The 19,276-nt window shown below is 56.9% G+C and carries 16 protein-coding genes; 11 read left to right on the top strand and 5 right to left on the bottom strand.

The window, feature by feature from the left end:
• Positions 1-11: 11 nt before the first annotated feature.
• Both P8935_RS04250 and hppD read right to left on the bottom strand, forming a co-directional pair.
• On the bottom strand, positions 12-764 hold the full coding sequence (locus P8935_RS04250) for a phenylalanine 4-monooxygenase (RefSeq protein WP_348263775.1): 753 nt from the start codon (positions 762-764) through the stop codon (positions 12-14).
• A gap of 17 nt (positions 765-781) precedes the next feature.
• Positions 782-1,942, bottom strand: coding sequence for a 4-hydroxyphenylpyruvate dioxygenase (gene hppD / locus P8935_RS04245; RefSeq protein ID WP_348263774.1), 1,161 nt, complete (start codon positions 1,940-1,942; stop codon positions 782-784).
• Positions 1,943-2,110: 168 nt separating this feature from the next.
• On the opposite strand from hppD, the gene P8935_RS04240 reads away from it, so the two are divergent.
• From P8935_RS04240 to P8935_RS04210, 7 genes are all read left to right on the top strand, one after another.
• A complete protein-coding gene (locus P8935_RS04240; RefSeq protein WP_348263773.1) occupies positions 2,111-2,611 on the top strand; it encodes an Lrp/AsnC family transcriptional regulator in 501 nt (166 codons plus the stop codon).
• A gap of 13 nt (positions 2,612-2,624) precedes the next feature.
• A complete protein-coding gene (gene thpR / locus P8935_RS04235; RefSeq protein ID WP_348263772.1) occupies positions 2,625-3,173 on the top strand; it encodes an RNA 2',3'-cyclic phosphodiesterase in 549 nt (182 codons plus the stop codon).
• Between the two features lie 90 nt (positions 3,174-3,263).
• Complete coding sequence (locus P8935_RS04230; RefSeq protein ID WP_348263771.1) at positions 3,264-4,694, top strand: APC family permease; 1,431 nt, start codon at positions 3,264-3,266, stop codon at positions 4,692-4,694.
• 89 nt (positions 4,695-4,783) lie between these two features.
• On the top strand, positions 4,784-6,517 hold the full coding sequence (locus P8935_RS04225) for an acyl-CoA carboxylase subunit beta (protein WP_348263770.1): 1,734 nt from the start codon (positions 4,784-4,786) through the stop codon (positions 6,515-6,517).
• A 100-nt stretch (positions 6,518-6,617) separates the two neighbouring features.
• On the top strand, positions 6,618-7,808 hold the full coding sequence (locus P8935_RS04220; protein ID WP_348263769.1) for an acyl-CoA dehydrogenase: 1,191 nt from the start codon (positions 6,618-6,620) through the stop codon (positions 7,806-7,808).
• Positions 7,809-7,864: 56 nt separating this feature from the next.
• Positions 7,865-8,737, top strand: coding sequence for a hydroxymethylglutaryl-CoA lyase (locus P8935_RS04215; RefSeq protein WP_348263768.1), 873 nt, complete (start codon positions 7,865-7,867; stop codon positions 8,735-8,737).
• A 21-nt stretch (positions 8,738-8,758) separates the two neighbouring features.
• Complete coding sequence (locus tag P8935_RS04210; RefSeq protein WP_348263767.1) at positions 8,759-9,538, top strand: enoyl-CoA hydratase/isomerase family protein; 780 nt, start codon at positions 8,759-8,761, stop codon at positions 9,536-9,538.
• 1 nt (position 9,539) lies between these two features.
• On the opposite strand, the gene P8935_RS04205 is transcribed toward P8935_RS04210, so the two are convergent.
• Both P8935_RS04205 and P8935_RS04200 read right to left on the bottom strand, forming a co-directional pair.
• Entirely contained in the window at positions 9,540-10,172 is a 633-nt protein-coding gene (locus P8935_RS04205) for a CoA transferase subunit B (protein ID WP_348263766.1), read from the bottom strand.
• A gap of 5 nt (positions 10,173-10,177) precedes the next feature.
• On the bottom strand, positions 10,178-10,876 hold the full coding sequence (locus P8935_RS04200; protein WP_348263765.1) for a CoA transferase subunit A: 699 nt from the start codon (positions 10,874-10,876) through the stop codon (positions 10,178-10,180).
• Between the two features lie 129 nt (positions 10,877-11,005).
• Here P8935_RS04200 and P8935_RS04195 point away from each other — a divergent pair, with 129 nt between their 5' ends.
• From P8935_RS04195 to P8935_RS04180, 4 genes are all read left to right on the top strand, one after another.
• Entirely contained in the window at positions 11,006-11,557 is a 552-nt protein-coding gene (locus tag P8935_RS04195; RefSeq protein ID WP_348263764.1) for a L,D-transpeptidase family protein, read from the top strand.
• A gap of 92 nt (positions 11,558-11,649) precedes the next feature.
• Positions 11,650-13,008 carry a zinc dependent phospholipase C family protein gene (locus P8935_RS04190; RefSeq protein WP_348263763.1) on the top strand — a complete coding sequence of 453 codons (1,359 nt, stop codon included), beginning with the start codon at positions 11,650-11,652 and terminating at the stop codon, positions 13,006-13,008.
• Positions 13,009-13,035: 27 nt separating this feature from the next.
• On the top strand, positions 13,036-15,036 hold the full coding sequence (locus P8935_RS04185; RefSeq protein WP_348263762.1) for an ABC-F family ATP-binding cassette domain-containing protein: 2,001 nt from the start codon (positions 13,036-13,038) through the stop codon (positions 15,034-15,036).
• A gap of 38 nt (positions 15,037-15,074) precedes the next feature.
• A complete protein-coding gene (locus P8935_RS04180; protein ID WP_348263761.1) occupies positions 15,075-17,912 on the top strand; it encodes a phosphoenolpyruvate carboxylase in 2,838 nt (945 codons plus the stop codon).
• Positions 17,913-17,975: 63 nt separating this feature from the next.
• On the opposite strand, the gene P8935_RS04175 is transcribed toward P8935_RS04180, so the two are convergent.
• Complete coding sequence (locus tag P8935_RS04175) at positions 17,976-19,253, bottom strand: SEL1-like repeat protein (RefSeq protein WP_348263760.1); 1,278 nt, start codon at positions 19,251-19,253, stop codon at positions 17,976-17,978.
• Between the last annotated feature and the right edge of the window lie 23 nt (positions 19,254-19,276).

Genomic DNA, 19,276 nt, shown 5'->3' with positions numbered 1-19,276 from the left:
CTGCTGACCTTTCACAACGTTTTCTGCTTCGCGCGGTGCTCCGCCTCGTGCATGGCTTCGTATATCTGATCAAAGCTTTCCACCGCAAAGAGAAGCTTGTGCAACTCATCCACCTTTACCGGAGTGCTGAGCACTTCGTCCAGTGAGAATTCATGCACGGCGCAGTGACCGTCAATGACGTTCTTGCATTCACCATGAGAACTGATCAAGCCGCTGCCGTATACCTTAATTTCTTCTCCCTCGCGAATCAGACCAAACTCCACGGTGTACCAGAACAATCGCCCCAGCTTTTCGAGGACTGCCTCATCATCAATCGATGCACAAACGCGGCCATACTGCGCGAGAAATTCCGCGAAGACCTTGTTGGCATGCATGGGAACATGGCCGAAAACGTCGTGAAAGATATCCGGTTCCGGCGTGTATTCGAGCGACTCCCGGCTCCGCAACCACGTTGTGGTCGGAAACCGGCGAGCTGCCAGCATCTCGAAGAACGCCGGTGCGGGAAGAAATCCGTTGACCGGTGTTGAGTTCCAGCCCGTCCTTGGCTCGAGCCGTGCGCTGATTGACTCCAGTCGCGGTAGCCGGTCCTTCTGCAGGCCGATGATCTGGAAGCCGTCCAGGTAGGCGCGCGACGCGTGCTTCTCCAACTCCGGAAGCACCCTGCCGACGAGTTCCGCCCACACCGCGTGCTGTTCATCGGTGTACGCGGCGTAATCCTGTTCGATCAAGTACGGCGCCGCAACGAATAGCGTTTCGGTTTTCATCTCATCCCTCCGCGACGCTAGAGATTGCCCCGAGCTTGTTGTTCCCGTTCGATCGCTTCAAACAGCGCCTTGAAGTTCCCTTTGCCGAAACTGCGACTACCTTTGCGCTGAATAATCTCAAAAAACAAAGTCGGCCGATCCTCCACCGGGCGCGTGAATATCTGCAGCATGTAGCCCTCAGGATCGCGATCAACAAGGATGCCCAGCCTCTCCAACTCCTCGGTAGGCTCGTCGATCTTTCCCACACGGCTCTGCAACTCGGTGTAATACGTGTGCGGCACGTGCAGAAACTCGATGCCCTGCTCGCTGAGCTTGCTTACCGTGTGCAGAATGTCGTTGGTGGCCAGCGCTATGTGTTGCACGCCTGCGCCGCCATAAAATTCGAGGTACTCTTCGATCTGCGACTTCCGCTTACCCTCAGCCGGCTCGTTGATGGGGAACTTCACGTAGCCGTTGCCGTTCGCCATAACCTTTGACATCAATGCGGAGTATTCGGTGGAGATGTCCTTGTCGTCGAAGTGCTGGTAGAGGGAGAAACCCATCACATTCGCGTAGAACTTAACCCACTCGTCCATCTCGTGCCAGCCCACATTCCCGACCATGTGGTCGATATGAATCAGCCCCGTGGGACGCGCGATCTTGTCGCTTTCCACGGCACGATAGCCGGGAAGAAATGCTCCGGAATAGTTCGTGCGCTCCACGAAGGTGTGAATCGTATCGCCGTAGGTCCGGATGCTCGACATCACCACCTGTCCTCGCTCATCGGCGAGCACATAGGGCTGAGCTACGCTCGCTGCTCCACGGCTGGTGGTCTCGGTCCAGGCCTTGCGCGCATCATCCACCCAGAGCGCGATCACCTTCACCCCATCGCCGTGACGGCCGACATGCTCCGCAATTGCGTTTCCTCCGCGGAGAGGAGTCGTAAGCACGAAGCGGATTTTGCCCTGCTGGAGCACGTAGGAGGAGCGATCGCGCTGACCTGTCTCTGGTCCCGCATAGGCCACTAGAGACATGCCAAATGCGGCTCGATAAAAATACGCAGACTGACGAGCATTGCCGACGTAGAACTCCACGTGGTCGGTGCCCTTGAGCGGAAGAAAGTCGTGTCCAGTGGGAATCGATTCGGTAGTGGGCTGCGAACCAAGATGTGCGGGGGCAGAGTGCACCGTTGCGCTCATGCGGAGACCTCCTGTGCCGGGACATGGGGGAGCAAAGGGGAAATTTCCCGGCTGAACGTTAAGATAGGCCCGCTCGATAGCACTGAAAATGGCATTTCCGGGAAAAAGGCAGCCTGAAACTTAAGGTCATTAAGCATAATAGGTAAGCAACCTAAGGATTGCTGGCTGATGGCTCATAAGACGGTGCCCAACAGAATTGACCTCGATGCGATCGCCTGGAGAATCTTGGAGGCTTTGCAAGAAAACGCCCGCGTTTCGTTCGCCGAACTCGGCAGGAAGATCGGGCTCTCGACTCCTGCGGTCGCGGAGCGGGTTCACCGTCTTGAAGAGGCCGGCGTCATCACCGGATACCACGCTTGCCTCGATAGCGCGAAACTCGGAGTTCCGATCCGCGTCCTGGTGCGCCTCACCATTCCCGGCGGCGAATTGCAGATCAGCCGAACGGTTTCAGCGCTGAAAGAACTGAGCGAGATCAGTCGCTGCCATCGCATCACGGGTGCCGAATCGTTCGTCATTGAGGCAGACGTCGTTTCCATCCGCCACCTGGAGACACTGATCGACCGGCTCTCCGCGCTCGGGGCCACCTCAACTTCCACGGTCTTATCGTCCCCCGTGGAACGCCGTAACCACCAAGCGAAGCAAGTTGAGTCGTTTGCGAAGTACCTTTGATTGAAGGCTGTTGATGCGTCTCTTTATCGGAATTCCGTTGTCTCCAGAAGTTGTCGATGCGCTTGCGGGACTTTCGCAGAGCTTGCGATCCACTGAGGACGGCTTCCGCTGGAGTTCGCCACAATCCTGGCACATCACTCTGCAATTTCTCGGCGAGACTTCTGAAACAACATACGCGTGCCTTCTCGCGCACTTGAAAGAAGTAAGTTCGCCGGAATTCCAAGTCCACATCGACGGCACGGGTTTCTTCGATCGGGCAGGGATATTTTTCGCCGGGGTAAGCGATTCTCCCGAACTGGCGCAACTGCAAAAGCAGATTGTCGCCGCGACGGTCCAATGCGGATTTGTTGCTGAGGATCGTCCCTTTCATCCGCATATCACCCTGGCCCGCGCAAAAGGAGGCGCGCGCACGCGCGTCCTTCGGCAGCTCAAAACCAAAATCAAAGGCAATGAAAGGTTCCCCGCCTTCACCGCCAGAGAGTTTCTTCTCTACGAAGCGTTCCTCGGTTCAGGAGGTTCGCGCTACGAGATCCGGGAAAGATTTCCTCTCGCGGTCCGCTGACGAGCGTCTGCCATTTGTGCGCTTGAACAAAGCGCCACTATGATGATCGCTTATGTACGACGACAACTATGCGCACGTCCGGGTGGCACGATGACAATCCCGGCGCCCCCTCCTCAGGACACGAAGTCGCAGCTTCGCAAAACGATGGGCTTCTGGGACGTGCTGTTGTTCAACATCGCGACGGTCCTCGGCCCGCGCTGGATCGCAGCCGCTGGTCACAACGGGACATCGTCAATCAGCCTGTGGGTGATCGCCGCTGTCTTCTTCTTCGTGCCCGGCGCGCTCGTCATCAACGAGCTTTCCTCGCGCTTTCCTGAAGAAGGCGGCTTGTACGCCTGGTCGAAAGAAGCCTTCGGAGACTTCCACGGATTTGTCGCTGGATGGACCTACTGGATCTACACGGTCTTCTATTTCCCCGGCCTGCTTCTGGCCAGCGCTTCCATGGCCGCCTACATCATCGGCGGACGGGGCGCACAACTCGCCCAGGACCGCACCTTCCTGTTGAGTGTCTCGCTGGGCTTGCTGCTGGTTGCCGTCATCCTGAACATCATTGGGCTGAACATCGGCAAGTGGCTGCAGAATGCCGGTGGAGTCGGCACCTACGTTCCGCTTCTGATTCTCGCGCTTGTCGCTGTCATCGTGGTCTTCAAACGCGGTTCTGCCACACACTTCACCGTGCAGAACATGCTGCCCGCGTGGAACTGGAACACCGTAAATTTCTGGTCGCAGATCGCATTCGCTTTCACGGGGCTTGAGCTTGTCTCGGCGATGAGTGAAGAAGTGCGTGACCCAAGGCGAACACTCCCGCGTGCCGTTTTTGGTGCGGGCGCATTGATCGCCCTGATGTATATCGGCGGGACCTTTGCGATTCTTGCTCTTTTGCCGGCCGCCAGCATTGATCCTCAGAGCGGCGTATTCAGCGCCATCACAGCAGGATCCATGGTCTTGAAGATCGGCCTGCTCGGGGTGCTGGCAGCCATGCTGGTGACGGTAGGAAATGCCGGCGGAGTGGGAAGCACGGTCGCGGGAATAGCGCGTGTGCCCTTTGTCGTGGGAATTGATCGCTATCTTCCCGCTGCGTTCGGCAAGATTCATCCGAAGTGGAAGACACCGTATATCTCGATCCTGGTGCAGGCCGTCCTGTCCGGGACAATTCTTGTTCTAAGCCAGATACAGTCGAAGAGCATCCTGGTCGGATATCAACTTGTTGTCAGCGCAGCGATCATTCTTTACTTCATTCCGTTCCTGTACATGTTTGCCGCCGTCATCCGACTCTCCACACGGAAAGATCGAAGAGAGAATTCGCATGCAGTGCTTGTGCCAGGAGGAGTTGCCGGAGTGTGGATTTGCGGTTCCCTTGGATTCCTTGTAGTCCTGATCGGAATTATCTTGTCGTTCTTCCCGCCGGGAGAAACGACGACTGCCTCATTCGAGTTACAGTTAGTCGGCGGAACCGCTGCATCCATCCTTATCGGACTGTTTCTTTACTGGCGTGGCGCGCGTTCAAAAAAGGCCGTCTAGGATTTTGGTGTAGTTCATTCATGCGTAAGACCATCTGGACGCCGATACCATCCAAGATGCTATAGTCTGCAAGTTTGTGTGAGTGAAGAATGGCCGAAAGCTCGAAACTTCAAAACGCGATCGAATCCAGCTTTGATCCCCAGTCGCCCCGCGCCAAGGCAAACCGGACCGCACTGCAAGAATTGCTCGCCACCATTCGTTCTCAGGAAGAAACCATCCGGCTGGGCGGAGGCGCAAAGGCTGAGGCAGCCCAGCACGCGAAGAAGAGACTTACTGTTCGTGAACGGATGAAGTTGCTGCTGGACCCGGAGAGCGATTTCCTCGAGCTGGGACTCTGGGCCGCGTACGAAATGTACACCGAATACGGAGGCGCGCCTGGAGCGGGAGTCGTCACCGGGCTGGGCCGCGTATGCGGGCGGCTTTGCATGATCATCGCGAATGACGCGACGGTAAAAGCCGGAGCCTTCTTCCCCATGACGGCCAAGAAGGTTATCCATGCGCAGAATATTGCGCTCGAGAACCACATCCCCACGCTTTACCTGGTGGATTCTGCGGGAGTATTCCTGCCGTTACAGGAAGATGTCTTTCCAGATACAGACGATTTCGGGCGCGTCTTTCGCAACAATGCAGTGATGAGTTCGCTCGGCATTCCCCAGATCACGGCGATTATGGGAATGTGCGTTGCCGGAGGCGCTTATCTCCCTGTAATGACCGATACAGTTCTGATGACAGAAGGTTCAGGGCTGTTCCTCGCAGGCCCTTCGCTTGTCCAAGCCGCGATCGGCCAGAAAACTAATCCCGAGGAACTCGGCGGCGCCGCCATGCATGCCGAGATCTCAGGCACCGTAGACTTCAAGGAACCAGACGACCACCACTGCATCTTGCGCCTGCGGTCCCTGGTCGACAAGTTCGGCGATCGCTCGCCGGCAAACGCATCGACAGAGCGATTTAGCCGAACTCCCTATGATGCGAAGCACGACGCGCCAAGGTATTCCATCGAAGATGTTTACGGTCTCTTAAACCCCGCGCCGGGGACCAGCAACGTCTATGACATGCGAGAGGTAATCGCGCGCATCGTCGACCGAAGTGAATTCGATGAGTACAAAGAGGAATTTGGCCGTACGGTTCTTTGCGGATATGCGCGCATCGGCGGCCGTGCGGTCGGCATTGTCGCCAATCAGAAGACCAATCAAAATCAGATCGTCGCCATGGGCCCATCGGCCGGCGCGAAGCGAATTGAAGTGGGCGGCGTCATCTATACCGAGGGCGCGCAGAAAGCTGCCCGCTTCATCATGGACTGCAATCAGAACCTCGTCCCGCTGATCTTTCTGCACGATGTAAATGGCTTTATGGTGGGCAAGGATGCGGAGTGGTCCGGCATCATTCGCGCTGGCGCAAAGATGGTTTCGGCTGTCAGTACGAGTGTTGTTCCCAAGATTAGCGTCATCATCGGCGGAAGCTTCGGGGCAGGACACTATGCGATGTGCGGCAAGGCCTACGACCCGCGATTCATGTTCGCGTGGCCAACTGCTCGCTATGCCGTAATGAGCGGCGCATCTGCTGCAGGAACTTTAGCAGAGGTCCGCGCAAAGCAGGTAGAGAGGGGGGGCAAGGTGCTTTCCGAGGAGGAAAGAAAAGCCCTTTACGACGAGATCAAGAATACTTATGACGCGCAAGCTGATCCCCGTTACGGTGCAGCGCGCCTGTGGATCGATGCAATCATTGATCCTGCAAAGACGCGAGACGTTCTGATCACCGCCCTTGAGGCTTGTTGCATGAATCCTGATATCCCTAGGTTCAACCCCGGAGTGCTGCAGACCTGAGTAGTTGCCTAGGGAAATGTTCTGAACTTCGTCAATCGGCATCTTATCCATTTAGCAGCCAAGGCTGGCGTCGGCCCTCGGACGCAAAGGAGCCAAACCCATGAGCGTTGCGCTCGAAACCAATCCAAGCCTGTACCCCTTCGTGTTGACAGAGGAGCAGGAACAGCTTCGTCGCGAGATACGCGACTTTGCCGCGCGAGAGATAGCCCCGAACGTGATGAAGTGGGACGAGGCCAGCGAATTCCCTCTTGAGGTCGTGAAGAAGCTTGGCCAGATGGGCCTACTCGGCGTCATCTTCCCGCCCGAGTACGGTGGCTCGGGCCTCGGGTATGTCGATTATGTTCTCGCGATTGAAGAACTGTCTGCCGTGGACGGGTCCATCGGCATCATTGTTGCCGCGCACAACTCGCTGGGCACCAATCACATTTTCCTTGCCGGAAACGAAGCGCAGAAGAGAAAGTACGTTTCGAAGCTGGCGAGCGGCGAATGGCTCGCAGCATGGGGATTGACCGAGCCAGGAGCAGGCTCCGACGCCAGCAATTCGCGCACTACCGCGATCAAAAAAGGCGATCGCTACGTGCTCAATGGCAACAAGACCTTCATCACCAATGGCCACTACGCCGATCTCGCCGTGGTCATCGCTTCGACCGATAAGAGCAAGGGCACGCACGGCCTCTCCGCATTCGTCGTGGAGAAGGGCACGAAGGGATTCCGCCCGGGCAAAAAAGAGAACAAGCTCGGACTGCGCGCCAGCGATACCAGCGAACTAATTTTTGAGGACTGCGAAATCCCGGAAGAAAATCTGCTCGGTGCCGAAGGCGAAGGGTTCATCGACGCCATGCGCGTACTCGACGGTGGCCGCATCTCCATCGCCGCCCTGGCGCTGGGAATCGGGCGCGGCGCACTGGACGCAGCCCTCAAATACGTCAAGGAGCGAAAGCAGTTCGGCAAAGCGATCGCCGAGTTTCAGGGTATCCAATGGAAGCTGGCAGATATGGCTACAGAGCTTGATGCCGCGCGCCTGCTCACCCAGCGCGCTGCCGTGCTCAAGGATTCAGGCCGCAAGGTCACGCGCGAATCGTCGATGGCCAAACTATTCTCGAGCGAAGTTGCAGTGCGCATCTGTGATGATGCCGTGCAATTATTTGGCGGTTACGGGTTTATCAAAGACTACCCCGCCGAGAAGTATTATCGTGACGTAAAGCTATGCACCATCGGCGAGGGAACCAGCGAGATTCAGCGTATGGTGATTGCAAGGGAAATTCTCAAGGTTTATCCGTCACGCGGCTAGCGAACAATCGGCGTTGCCTTCTCGGCCGCCGAGATTCGTGGCGCAGATTTAATAAAATGAGCGACACTGTCAAAATTGTCGAGTGCCCACGAGATGCATGGCAGGGTCTGCCCGGCCATATCTCGCCTGAAATTAAGGCAGGATATCTTCGCAAGCTCATCGATGCCGGATTTCGCCACATTGATGCGGTGAGTTTCGTCTCCCCCGCAGCGGTTCCCCAGATGGCCGATTCGGAACAGGTTCTTTCGCAGTTGTCCCCGCTGGCCGATGTCGAAATCATTGGCATCGTGGTCAACGAAAAGGGCGCGTTGAGGGCTGTGGCAACTGATACCGTTACAACTCTGGGGTTCCCTTATTCCATCTCGCCTGAATTTCTTCGCCGCAATCAGCGCCAGACACTGGAAGAGTCGCTGGACATGTTGCAGAGAATTCAAATGATTGCAGCCGACGAAGGCCGCAATGTGGTCGCGTACGTCTCGATGGCTTTCGGCAATCCGTATGGAGATCTGTGGAGCATCGATGAAGTATTGCAGGCTTGCGAACTGATCGCCGACTGCAGAATCACTGAAATCTCACTCGCTGACACGGTTGGACTAGCCCACCCTGAGCAGATTACAGACGTGCTTTCGACGGTGATCAAAGAATTCGACAGCATTGAAATCGGTGTGCACCTGCATGCGCGCCCGCTTGAAGCCGCAAAACGAGTTCGAGCTGCCTTTCAATCAGGATGCCGTCGATTCGATTCCGCAATCGGTGGGCTGGGCGGCTGTCCCTTCGCGCAGGACATTATGGTCGGCAATATACCCACGGAACTTCTTGTCGCCGAACTCCGTGCGCATGGTGCCAGTTTGCCCGAACTCGGATCTTTCGATTCTTTGATCGTGACCAATAGTGAGATTTCAAGCAGCTTTGGTTCGGTCGTCCAATGAGATTGCGATTAGGAGCGGAACGTGAACTATAAAACGATCCTGTTAAAGGAAAGCCACCCCATTCGCGTAGTCACCCTGAATCGTCCTGATCGCCGCAATGCGATGACCCAGGAGATGCAGACAGAGTTGATCAGCGTATTCGAGGATACTGCCGCGACCCGATGCTGCGCCTTGATTCTCACCGGCGCGGGAGATGCGTTCTGCTCCGGACTTGATCTCTCTGAATTGCAGGCGATGCGTGACAAAACGGCAGCGGAACATCGCGCAGATGCCGAACGGCTCGCCCGGCTTTTCGTTGCGCTCTATGAGTTGCCCGTACCGACCATTGCCGCCGTTAACGGGCCTGCGATTGCAGGAGGGACCGGGCTGGCAACTCTCTGCGACTTCACCCTCGCCACCCCCGCTGCCCGCTTCGGCTTCACAGAGGTTCGCATCGGCTTCGTTCCAGCCCTGGTCTCAGCATTTCTGGCGCTTCAGGTTGGCGACAAGCGTTGCCGCGACCTGCTTCTTACCGGTCGCCTGTTCGGTGCGACGGAAGCGCTACACCTGGGTTTGGTCAATGAAATTGTCGAGCGTGAAGAACTAGCGCCCCGCGCGATCGCCTTGGCGAAATCATTGATGTGCAACAGCACTGAATCGATAAGCGCAACCAAACAGTTGCTTGCCGCACAAAACCGAGCGTGGCTTGACGCCGCTATCGTAGCCGCTATGCAAGCCAATGCAGAGTCGCGCGAGACGGCAGATTTCCGCGAAGGTGTCTCCGCATTTCTTGAAAAGAGAAAGCCCGTTTGGAAACGCTAACTCAGCGAAAATGAATCGGAGCATCGCTGCGCATTTCCACTATGTCGCGCGTCACGCCATCTGCCATTTCGAATGCCTCAAACCCGCTTTGAGTTACATCGAGAACGCAAAGATCGGTGATGATGCGGTGTACAGCTGCGCTTCCCGTCAAGGGCAATGTACATTCGCGCAACAGCTTCATACCGCCATCGGGTGTATTGTGTTCCATCAGCACGATTACGCGGCGAACGCCTGACACAAGATCCATGGCCCCGCCCATGCCTTTGACGCGCTTCCCGGGAATCATCCAGTTGGCCAGATCGCCCCGTTCTGACACCTGCATCGCACCCAGAATTGCCAGATCAATGTGCCCGCCACGGATCATCGCGAACGAATCGGCGCTAGAAAACGTCGAGGCTCCCGGCACGAACGTAACGGTCTCCTTGCCGGCGTTGATGAGATCGGCATCCAACTCCGACACCAGGGGATAAGGTCCCATACCCAGCAGTCCGTTTTCCGATTGCAGGGTTACAGTAATTCCCTGCGGAATGTAATTGGCAACCAGCGTAGGGATGCCGATGCCCAGGTTGACATAGTAGCCATCCTGCAACTCCTTTGCGGCACGTGCAGCCATCTGGTTGCGTGTCCAGCCCATGCGCATCAACCCTCCCTCGTGGTCTTCTTCTCGATCCGCTTGACTGGATGAGGGATGTGAAGCAGCCGATGAACAAAGATACCCGGCGTGTGAATCTCGTCCGGATCGAGTTCACCGGGCTGAACGATTTCTTCCACTTCAGCAACCGTGACCCTGCCGCACGTCGCTGCATTGGGATTGAAGTTGCGCGCGGTCCGGCGATAGATCAGGTTCCCATCCAGATCAGCCTTCCATGCCTTCACCAGCGCCAGGTCCGCCACAATCCCACGCTCAAGAATGTACGTTTTGCCGTCGAAGTCCTTGTGCTCTTTTCCTTCGGCGATGATGGTGCCGACTCCAGTACGCGTGTAGAACCCGGGAATGCCCGCGCCGCCTGCTCGCATGCGTTCCGCCAAGGTACCCTGCGGACTGAACTCCACCTCAATCTCTCCCGACAGGAATTGCCGCTCAAACTCCGCGTTCTCGCCGACGTAACTTGAAATCATCTTCTTGATCTGGTGCGTTGCCAGCAGCAACCCCAGCCCGGCACCATCAACACCGGCGTTATTGCTGGCGACCGTCAGGCCGCGTACGCCTGTGTCGCGCAAAGCAAGAATCAGTTCCTCGGGAATTCCGCAAAGCCCGAAGCCGCCCACCGCGAGCAACATGCCATCGCGTACGATTCCCTCCAGCGCAGCCTTCGGATTGGGGAAGAGTTTGTTCACGTTGAAGTGACGGTAAGATCAAGTCGCGCCTTGTTGCGCCCCGTCGCTTGTTTTACACGAGTTGCATGACCGCCGCCAAGTAACCATCCGTCCGTTTTCCATGGCAGAAGAATGGTTTACAGTGTCCGCATGCGTTTCCGCCCGAGCTCAACCCGACTAAAGCGTCTTCTCGTCCGCGGATGTTTCCTGGTTCTCTGCGCATTTGCAGCGACGGCTTTTGCTGGCAATCGGACTGATTCTACTGCGCAGAAGCTTGAAAAGGCTGATTCGATCCTGATCCTGAAGAAAGATCACTTGATGGAGCTTCTGGCCGGCGGAAAGGTTATGCGTGCTTACAAGGTCGCGCTGGGCAGCGGCGGCCTCGCTCCCAAGCAGCGCGAAGGCGACGCCCGCACACCGGAGGGCCACTACATCATCGACGCAAAGTTCGAACACAGTTCCTACTACAAGGCTCTGCACGTTTCCTATCCCAATCCTGAAGATCGCAAGCGCGCTGCCAAACTCGGAGTGCGTCCGGGCGGCGCCATCATGATTCACGGCTTGCCAAATGGAAAAGGATGGATCGGCGCCCGCCATCGCCTCTACGACTGGACACTCGGATGCATCGCTGTCACCGATGAAGAGATGGATGAGGTCTGGAAGCTGGTTCCCATCAACACCCCGGTTGAGATACGTCCCTGAAGGGTACAACGCCAGTCTCCCGTAAGGCATCCAATTGAAAAGACTATCGTTTAAATCACGAAGTTGTTTTTCTGTTTTAGAAAGATCGATAAATGCTTAGATTATTCAACTTCCGCAAAACCCTCTGTCTAACTCCCCTCTTTGCGACAATCCGAGCATTCGCGGTTCTGCTCGTCCTTCTCATTAGCAGCGCGCCTTCGCACGCCTATTCCGTTTTGACGCACGAAGAGATCATTGACCTGCTCTGGAACGATCAGCTTCGTCCCATGATCCTTGCCCGCTATCCCGGTCTCACCGATGATCAGATGCGCGAAGCTCACGCCTACGCATACGGCGGTGCCGTGATTCAGGACATGGGCTACTATCCCTTCGGCAATAAAGAGTTCAGCGATCTGGTGCACTACGTCCGCAGCGGAGACTTCGTTGCTGAATTGATCAAGGAGAGCCAGACGGCCGATGAGTACGCTTTTGCTCTCGGCGCGTTGTCGCATTACACCGCGGACATCACCGGTCATCCAGCCGTGAACCAAGCCGTCTCTCTCACCTATCCCAAGCTTCGCGCACGTTTTGGTCCGTTCGTTCTCTACGCTCAAGACAAAACCGCGCACATTCGCACCGAATTCGGATTCGACATGGCGCAGGTCGCCAAGGAGCGCTACGCACCTCAGCAGTATCACGACTTCATTGGCTTCGAAGTGTCCAAAGATCTTCTCGAACGCGTGTTCCCGGTCGTGTATGGAGTTGAACTGAAAGACGTGCTGCCCCATGAAGACTTGGCTATCGGCTCATTTCGTTACTCGGTCAGCTCCCTCATTCCGCACATGACGCAGGTAGCCCTTCGAACGCACAAAAAGGAGATCATGCGCGAGGTGCCGAACTTCCAGAAGCAAAAGTTCATTTATCGCCTCAAGCGTGCGGACTACGAAAAATCCTGGGGGAAGAATTATCAACATGCCGGATTCGGGGTGCGTTTGCTCTCTGTGATTCTGCGTGTGCTGCCCAAAGTGGGTCCGCTCAAAGCTTTGGATTTCAACATCCCCACACCCAAAACAGAGAATCTCTACTTCACCAGCATCAATCAGACGGTCGACAAGTACGGCTCGTTGCTCAAGGAATCTCATTCAAAGCAACTCAAGCTGGCCGACAACGATCTTGACAGCGGTAAGGCTACCATCGCCGGCGAGTACATTCTGGCGGACGATGTCTATGCCAAGCTATTGGCGCAGCTGGTCGATAAGAAATTCGACCAGCTGACAACTCCGCTGCAGAAGAACATCCTCGATTTCTATGCGAACGCAGCGGTGCCGAGCGATGCAAAGAAGGATCCGGGCAAGTGGCAGAAGGTACAGAGCAACCTGGAAGCCCTGAAGACTTCGACTCCCAATCCAACGTTGCCCGCCCGGCCGCCATCACAGCCCACGGCGCCTGCACCGAGCGGCGGCCTGCAGTAGCCGCTCTTCTGCGAAAATAGAAGGGAAATGCTCTCACTTCAAAATGCTGGCAAGCGCTTCGGCCCCCGTGTGCTGTTCACTGAAGCCAACTGGCTGATCCGCAGCAAGGAAAAGACTGCGCTGGTCGGCGCCAATGGCACCGGCAAATCCACCCTTATGAAAGTGCTGGCGGGTCTTGAGTCGCTCGACTACGGGACCATGCAGCTTACGCGGGGCATGAGCATCGGATACCTCCCTCAGGAGGGACTACGTCTGAGCGGCCGCACGGTTTTTGACGAGTGCCTGAGCGTGTTCGACGAGTTGCGCGCCATGGAAGGCGAGATTGAGCAAACCGCCGCGCAGCTTTCCGAACTAGATCACGCGAGTCCTGAGTATGAGGCGGCCGCAGAGCGCTACTCCATGCTGCAGGAGCGGTTTCATGCGCTCGACGGGTACGCCCTCGACGCGCAGGTCGGCTCCGTTCTTACCGGTCTAGGATTCGGCAAGGAAGACTGGTCGCGCCAGGTAGACGAGTTCTCCGGCGGTTGGCAGATGCGTATTGCGCTGGCCAAACTGCTGCTCGCAAAACCGAACTTGCTGCTGCTGGATGAGCCCACCAACCACCTTGATCTTGAAACGCGCAACTGGCTCGAAGACTATCTCCACAACTATCCGTTCGGATATATTCTCATCTCGCATGACCGCTATTTTCTTGACGTAACCATCGATCGCACGGTGGAGATATGGAACAAGCGCCTCACCATCTTCCAGGGCAACTACACGAAGTATCTCTCGCAGAAAGATGAGCGGCGTGCGCAGTTGAATGCATCGTACAAAAACCAGCGCGATCAGATCGAGCATCTTGAAGCATTCATCAACCGGTTTCGAGCACAGGCCACCAAGGCAAAACAAGTGCAGTCGCGCATCAAGGAGCTCGAGAAGATTGAGCGGATCGAGATTCCCGAGGAAGAGCCGATCATCCATTTCAAATTCCCGCAGCCTCCGCCTTCGGGCAGGAACGTCGTGGAAGCTGAAGGACTCGCAAAAAGCTATGGCGAGAAACAAGTCTTCAGCAATGCCCGGTTCACGATTGAGCGCGGAGATCGCGTAGCCCTTGTGGGGGTCAATGGCGCGGGCAAATCCACGTTGATCAAGCTGCTCAGCGGGGTGGAAAAGCCGACCTCCGGCATCGTCAAGCTTGGCCACAATGTGCTCAGTGAATATTTTGCACAGGACCAGTACAAGGTTCTGGATGGCGACTCACGCATGCTCGATGACATGAGCCGCGCCGCCATGAAAGTGCCGGAATCGGAATTGCGCTCCCTGCTCGGCTGCTTTCTGTTTTCAGGCGACGATGTATTCAAACCGCTGGGCGTGCTTTCAGGCGGAGAGCGCAACCGCTACGCCCTGGCGCGAATTCTCGTATCGCCTTCGAACTTCCTTCTGCTCGACGAGCCAACAAACCACCTGGACATGCGTGCCAAAGACGTTTTGCTTGAAGCCATTGCGGCCTTCTCCGGCACGGTAGTTTTCGTCTCTCACGATCGCTACTTCATTGATCGCCTGGCGACACGCGTTATCGAGGTGGAGAACGGTGTAATCAACACCTATCCCGGCAACTACGAAGACTATCTGAGGAAGAAGGAAGAGCTGGCCGCTGCGGCGACGGCTGCCACCCCCTCTCCGAAACCAGTTTTTGCCCAGGCGCAAGCACGGTCCGAAGTGTCTACGACTCCAACCCGGATCGGGACCATCGTCATCGAAGGCGGACCTGATGGATCGAATGGAGTTAGGGATGGTCGGATACGACGTCTGAATCCGATCAAGCAGAAACAGATGGAAGAGCGGTGCGTGTTTCTCGAGGAGGAAATTCCACGGGTTGAGGCCTCGATCGCGACGACCGAAGAACAACTTGGAGTCTACATTTCGGCAGCGGAGACACAGCGACTTTCCGATCTCGCCGCTGAATTGCGATCTCAACTCGCATCGCTTACGACCGAGTGGGAAGACTTGACGCTGCAGTTGGAAGGCCAATCAGCAAACTCCTGAGACGGCCCTCATTTCCGGTCATGCATAATCAAGAGACGATGGCGCTTTTGTGGAATCCGGAAAGCTGGTCGCAGCGACTGGCGGAGCTTGAAGCACGCTCGGGTGATCTCAAGGAAGCTCCCCTGCGGCGCGATGTACGCTCGCTGGGCACACTCCTGGGTGAGGTATTGCGGGAGCAGGCAGGCGAAGACCTCTTCGATCACGTCGAGGCTCTGCGGCAAGGAACTATCGCAAGACGCGATGCCGAGGCCCGCGGTGACGAGAAAGAAGCCGAGCGCCAGGGAGCGAAGGCGCTCGAATTGGTCCATTCTCTGCCGGCCGAACGGGCCATCCTACTTACACGCGCGTTTGCGTTTTATTTTGAGCTGATCAACCTAGCCGAAACCAATCACCGCAAGCGGCGGCGAATCGCTTTGCAATTGAGCGGAGCCAAGGGGCGTCAACGTGGATCGCTGGCCGGAACCTTGTGCGAGATGCGGCGAGTGGGCATCACCGCCGATGAGGCCATGGACTGGCTTCGACGCATCCTCATTGTCCCGGTATTCACCGCTCATCCCACCGAAGTCGCGCGGCGATCCGTGATGTTCAAACGCCGGCGCATCGGCGAATTCCTTGCCACGCTCGATCGCATCCCAGTTCCAGAACAGGATTTGGTGCGGCTGGAAGAAGCGATCCGCGCCGAGATCACCAGCCTCTGGCAGACCGATGAAGTGCGGTCGCGCAGGCCAACCGTGTACGACGAAGTGAAGATGGGACTCGACTACTACGACGTCTCCATCTTCGAAACACTGTGGGGTTTGTACCGCGAGATATCCGAAGCACTTCGCGCTGCATACGACCTCGAGATCGAGGCGCATGAGTTGCCGCAGGTGCTGCGCTTCGGCTCGTGGATCGGAGGCGATCGCGACGGCAATCCGTTTGTGACGCCGGAGGTGACGCGCGATGCGATTGAACTGGCACGCGGCCATCTACTGCTTTACTACCAGGCACGCCTCGACGACATCATCGATCTGCTGACTACCAGTGCGCAGCAAAGGCCCGTCAGTGAGGAATTGCGTCAGCGCCTGCAGGCGTACGTCGCGCTTGTCCACACGCCGGAGTCGCAGGTCTTCGGCGCGCAGTACGAGTTCGAGTACTATCGTCGTTTCATCATCTGCGTAAAAGCGCGCATCCAGAGAACGCTTGAGCAAACCGGCAAGCATGGCGCAACCCTGCCGGTGATGCCCTACACGCTCACGCAGGGGCAGGATAAGCTGGCGCAGGTGCTGCCGGAGTATTGCAACGTTGAGGAATTTCTAGACGATCTCGAAACCCTCCGGTCCTCTCTCGCGGCCAATGCCGGATTGCGCATTGCGCGGACGCTGATCGATCCGCTGATTCTGCAGGTCCGGACCTTCGGGCTGCATCTGCACACGCTGGATATCCGGCAACATGCCCGCGTTCATGCGGCGGCATTGCAGGAGGCAATCAGCGACACCATCGCTCCGCAGTTGCCGGCGGGAATGTCGGCAGAAACGACGTCAGTCCTGGAGACCTTCCGCGTGGTAGCGGAGATCAAGCAAGGCTGCTCCCCTGAAGCGGTCCGGCACTACGTGATCAGCGGGGCCTCAAGTGTTGAGGATGTGTTGGCAGTCGTCCGGCTGGCCCGGCTCGGCGGCGTCACCGTTGAAGGTGGTGGGCGTGATCCGGGATTGATGCCCGTCCCGCTTTTTGAGTCGATCGAAGATCTCCGTCAGGCACCTGCGATCTGCCGCGAGCTATGGACCCGCGCGGATTATCGCAAGCTGATGGCGTCGTGGGACAACTGGCAGGAAGTGATGCTGGGCTACTCCGATTCGAACAAAGACGGAGGCATGCTCACCAGCACGTGGGAGATTTTCCGTGCGCATCGTGACCTGCACGTTGTGTCGCGAGAGTGCGGCGTGAAACTGCGGCTCTTCCATGGCCGAGGCGGCACCGTAGGACGCGGCGGCGGACCCACGCATCGCGCGATTTTTGCGCAACCAATGGACGCCTTCGAAGGCCAGTTGCGCATTACCGAACAAGGCGAGGTCCTGAATTTCAAGTACGCAGACGAAGTGCTGGCGGAACGCAATCTTGAGTTGATGATTGCGGCTTCGCTCGACGCTCTTGCCCGGCCGAATGCGCGCGATCCCGAGGGTCACTTCACCGGCGTGCTCAAGCCTGAGTGGGAATCCGCCCTCGATGAGCTATCCGAAATTTCGTTCGGATTCTATCGCAAGCACATTCTCGACGATCCCCAAGTCGTAACATACTTTGAGCAATCGACGCCGGTAGCCGAACTGGAGCACGCGAAGATCGGCTCGCGACCGGCACGGCGTAACAAATCTCCGAAGCTATCGGACTTGCGGGCAATTCCGTGGGTGTTCGGTTGGACACAGTCGCGCCTGTTGGTGCCAGCGTGGTTTGGCGTAGGATTCGCGATCGAGGAGTTCACGAAGAAGCCAGGTTCACTTGAACTGTTACAGGAGATGGCCAGAGAATTTCCGCTGTTCATCGACTTGCTGCGCAACGTTGAGATGGCGCTGGGAAAGGTGGACCTGGCGACGGCGCGGCTCTATTCAGAACTGGTAACCGATGCGAATCTCCGTGAGCGAATCTACGACATGTGCGATGCAGAGTTCCATCGCACTGTCCGCTCGGTGCTGGCGATTACGAAGCAGAAAGAATTGCTGGAAAGCAATATGGTGCTGGCGCACTCCATCAAACTGCGCAATCCATATGTCGATCCAATGCATTTGATCCAGGTCGATATGCTGCGACGCAAACGCGCCGGCGAAGATACCCCAGAGGTAAATCGCGCAATTGCAGCGACCATCAGCGGAATTTCAGCGGGCCTGCGAAACACCGGCTGATCTCGTTTCAATCGCTTGTCGGAAAATCAGATCGAATTTAAACGGCCTCGATTCTGGAAACTCTTAAGGAAGCGGAACCCCGGCGGCGGATTGAATCGGGCTTTCGATCTGCGCCAACTCCTCGTGCAAGCGCGCAGCTTCAGCTCGAGACTTCTCGGCTTCGACCTGATGCTGAACAGCGCCAACAGTTCCCATCGCGTTGAAAACCTCGGCCATCGCTTTGCTTTTGCCGTGGCCTATGTGTTCGAGTTGTCCGGCGTAATCGTCCTGATAGAGAGCATGGGCCTCGGCTCGGTCAATACCGATCTGAAGATCCCGAATTTTCGCCCATCGTTGAGCTTGTGCGACCGCAACATCGCTGACGGACGCCGTAGCGTTTTGCCACTCCCCGCCGTCGTCCTCCAGATCGTCGGTGAGGGCTTGAAGATTATTTTTGCCCTTCGTATTTCCTAGATCGCCGGCCAAGCCGTACCAAGTCAAAGCCCGCGCGTTGTCAACCTGCACGCCCTGTCCGAATTGATACATCCAGCCAAGCTGGTTTTCCGCGTCGCTGTTGCCTTGGGCTGCAGCTTTGATGAACCACGACATCGCCTGCGCGTAGTCGGTCTGCACGCCGGTACCATGCTGAAAGATGTAGCCGATGTTCTCCGCGGCCTGGTTGCTGCCGTGTTCAGCTGCTTTGTAAAACCACGAGAGAGCCGCGTTGTAATCTTGGGTCTGGCCCCAGCCTTCTTCGGCCATGTAGCCCAGCTGATTTTCCGCGTCTGCGTTGCCGTGGTCTGCAGCACGGCGATACCAAGCCATAGCCTGCGCAAAGTCACGCTTGACGCCGAATCCGCACTGGTAGAAATACCCGATTTGCTTCTCTGCGCTGGAAAGATTCTGGTCGGCGGCTTTGCGGTACCAGCTGAGCGCCTGCTTGTAGTCGCGATGGACGCCGCGGCCATCCTCGTACATCGCGGCCAGATTGAACTGCGCGGGCGCATAGCCTTGATTGGCTGCGAGACGGTAGTAGTTTACGGCGCTCTTGTCGTTCTGCGGCAAGCCGGTGTTGTATTGATACATACTGCCGAGTTGATTCTGCGCAGGAGCATAACCCTGGGCAGCGGCTTTTCGGTACCAGATAAGGACATCTGCATAATCGAGTGTCGCGAATCGGACGCGAAAGTAGTAATCGCCGAGAGCGAATTGCGCCTTGGCGTCACCTGCGGCAGCGGAGGCGCTCACATCAGGAGTAGGGTTTTGCGCCCGCAATGCCGCGGAGACAAGGCAGAGAAACAGTACCGAGAGCGCAGAAAACCGCGCTTGCCCTGAAGCTGTTTTTCTCACCCTCTGTCTCATCGCGATCTTCGGTTCCTGCTGTC

Origin of the sequence: Telmatobacter sp. DSM 110680 (assembly GCF_039994875.1) — a bacterium.
Taxonomy (GTDB): Bacteria; Acidobacteriota; Terriglobia; order Terriglobales; family Acidobacteriaceae; genus Telmatobacter.
Note: the sequence above shows the minus strand (reverse complement) of the source record. Positions and strands in the feature narration are given on the sequence as shown.

Bases quoted from the DNA above. Each gene is read 5' to 3' on its own strand.
- P8935_RS04250 (WP_348263775.1), bottom strand. From the start codon at position 764: ATGAAAACCGAAACGCTATTCGTTGCGGCGCCGTACTTGATCGAACAG.
- hppD (WP_348263774.1), bottom strand. From the start codon at position 1,942: ATGAGCGCAACGGTGCACTCTGCCCCCGCACATCTTGGTTCGCAGCCC.
- P8935_RS04240 (WP_348263773.1), top strand. From the start codon at position 2,111: ATGGCTCATAAGACGGTGCCCAACAGAATTGACCTCGATGCGATCGCC.
- thpR (WP_348263772.1), top strand. From the start codon at position 2,625: ATGCGTCTCTTTATCGGAATTCCGTTGTCTCCAGAAGTTGTCGATGCG.
- P8935_RS04230 (WP_348263771.1), top strand. From the start codon at position 3,264: ATGACAATCCCGGCGCCCCCTCCTCAGGACACGAAGTCGCAGCTTCGC.
- P8935_RS04225 (WP_348263770.1), top strand. From the start codon at position 4,784: ATGGCCGAAAGCTCGAAACTTCAAAACGCGATCGAATCCAGCTTTGAT.
- P8935_RS04220 (WP_348263769.1), top strand. From the start codon at position 6,618: ATGAGCGTTGCGCTCGAAACCAATCCAAGCCTGTACCCCTTCGTGTTG.
- P8935_RS04215 (WP_348263768.1), top strand. From the start codon at position 7,865: ATGAGCGACACTGTCAAAATTGTCGAGTGCCCACGAGATGCATGGCAG.
- P8935_RS04205 (WP_348263766.1), bottom strand. From the start codon at position 10,172: ATGGGCTGGACACGCAACCAGATGGCTGCACGTGCCGCAAAGGAGTTG.
- P8935_RS04195 (WP_348263764.1), top strand. From the start codon at position 11,006: ATGCGTTTCCGCCCGAGCTCAACCCGACTAAAGCGTCTTCTCGTCCGC.
- P8935_RS04190 (WP_348263763.1), top strand. From the start codon at position 11,650: ATGCTTAGATTATTCAACTTCCGCAAAACCCTCTGTCTAACTCCCCTC.
- P8935_RS04185 (WP_348263762.1), top strand. From the start codon at position 13,036: ATGCTCTCACTTCAAAATGCTGGCAAGCGCTTCGGCCCCCGTGTGCTG.
- P8935_RS04180 (WP_348263761.1), top strand. From the start codon at position 15,075: ATGGCGCTTTTGTGGAATCCGGAAAGCTGGTCGCAGCGACTGGCGGAG.
- P8935_RS04175 (WP_348263760.1), bottom strand. From the start codon at position 19,253: ATGAGACAGAGGGTGAGAAAAACAGCTTCAGGGCAAGCGCGGTTTTCT.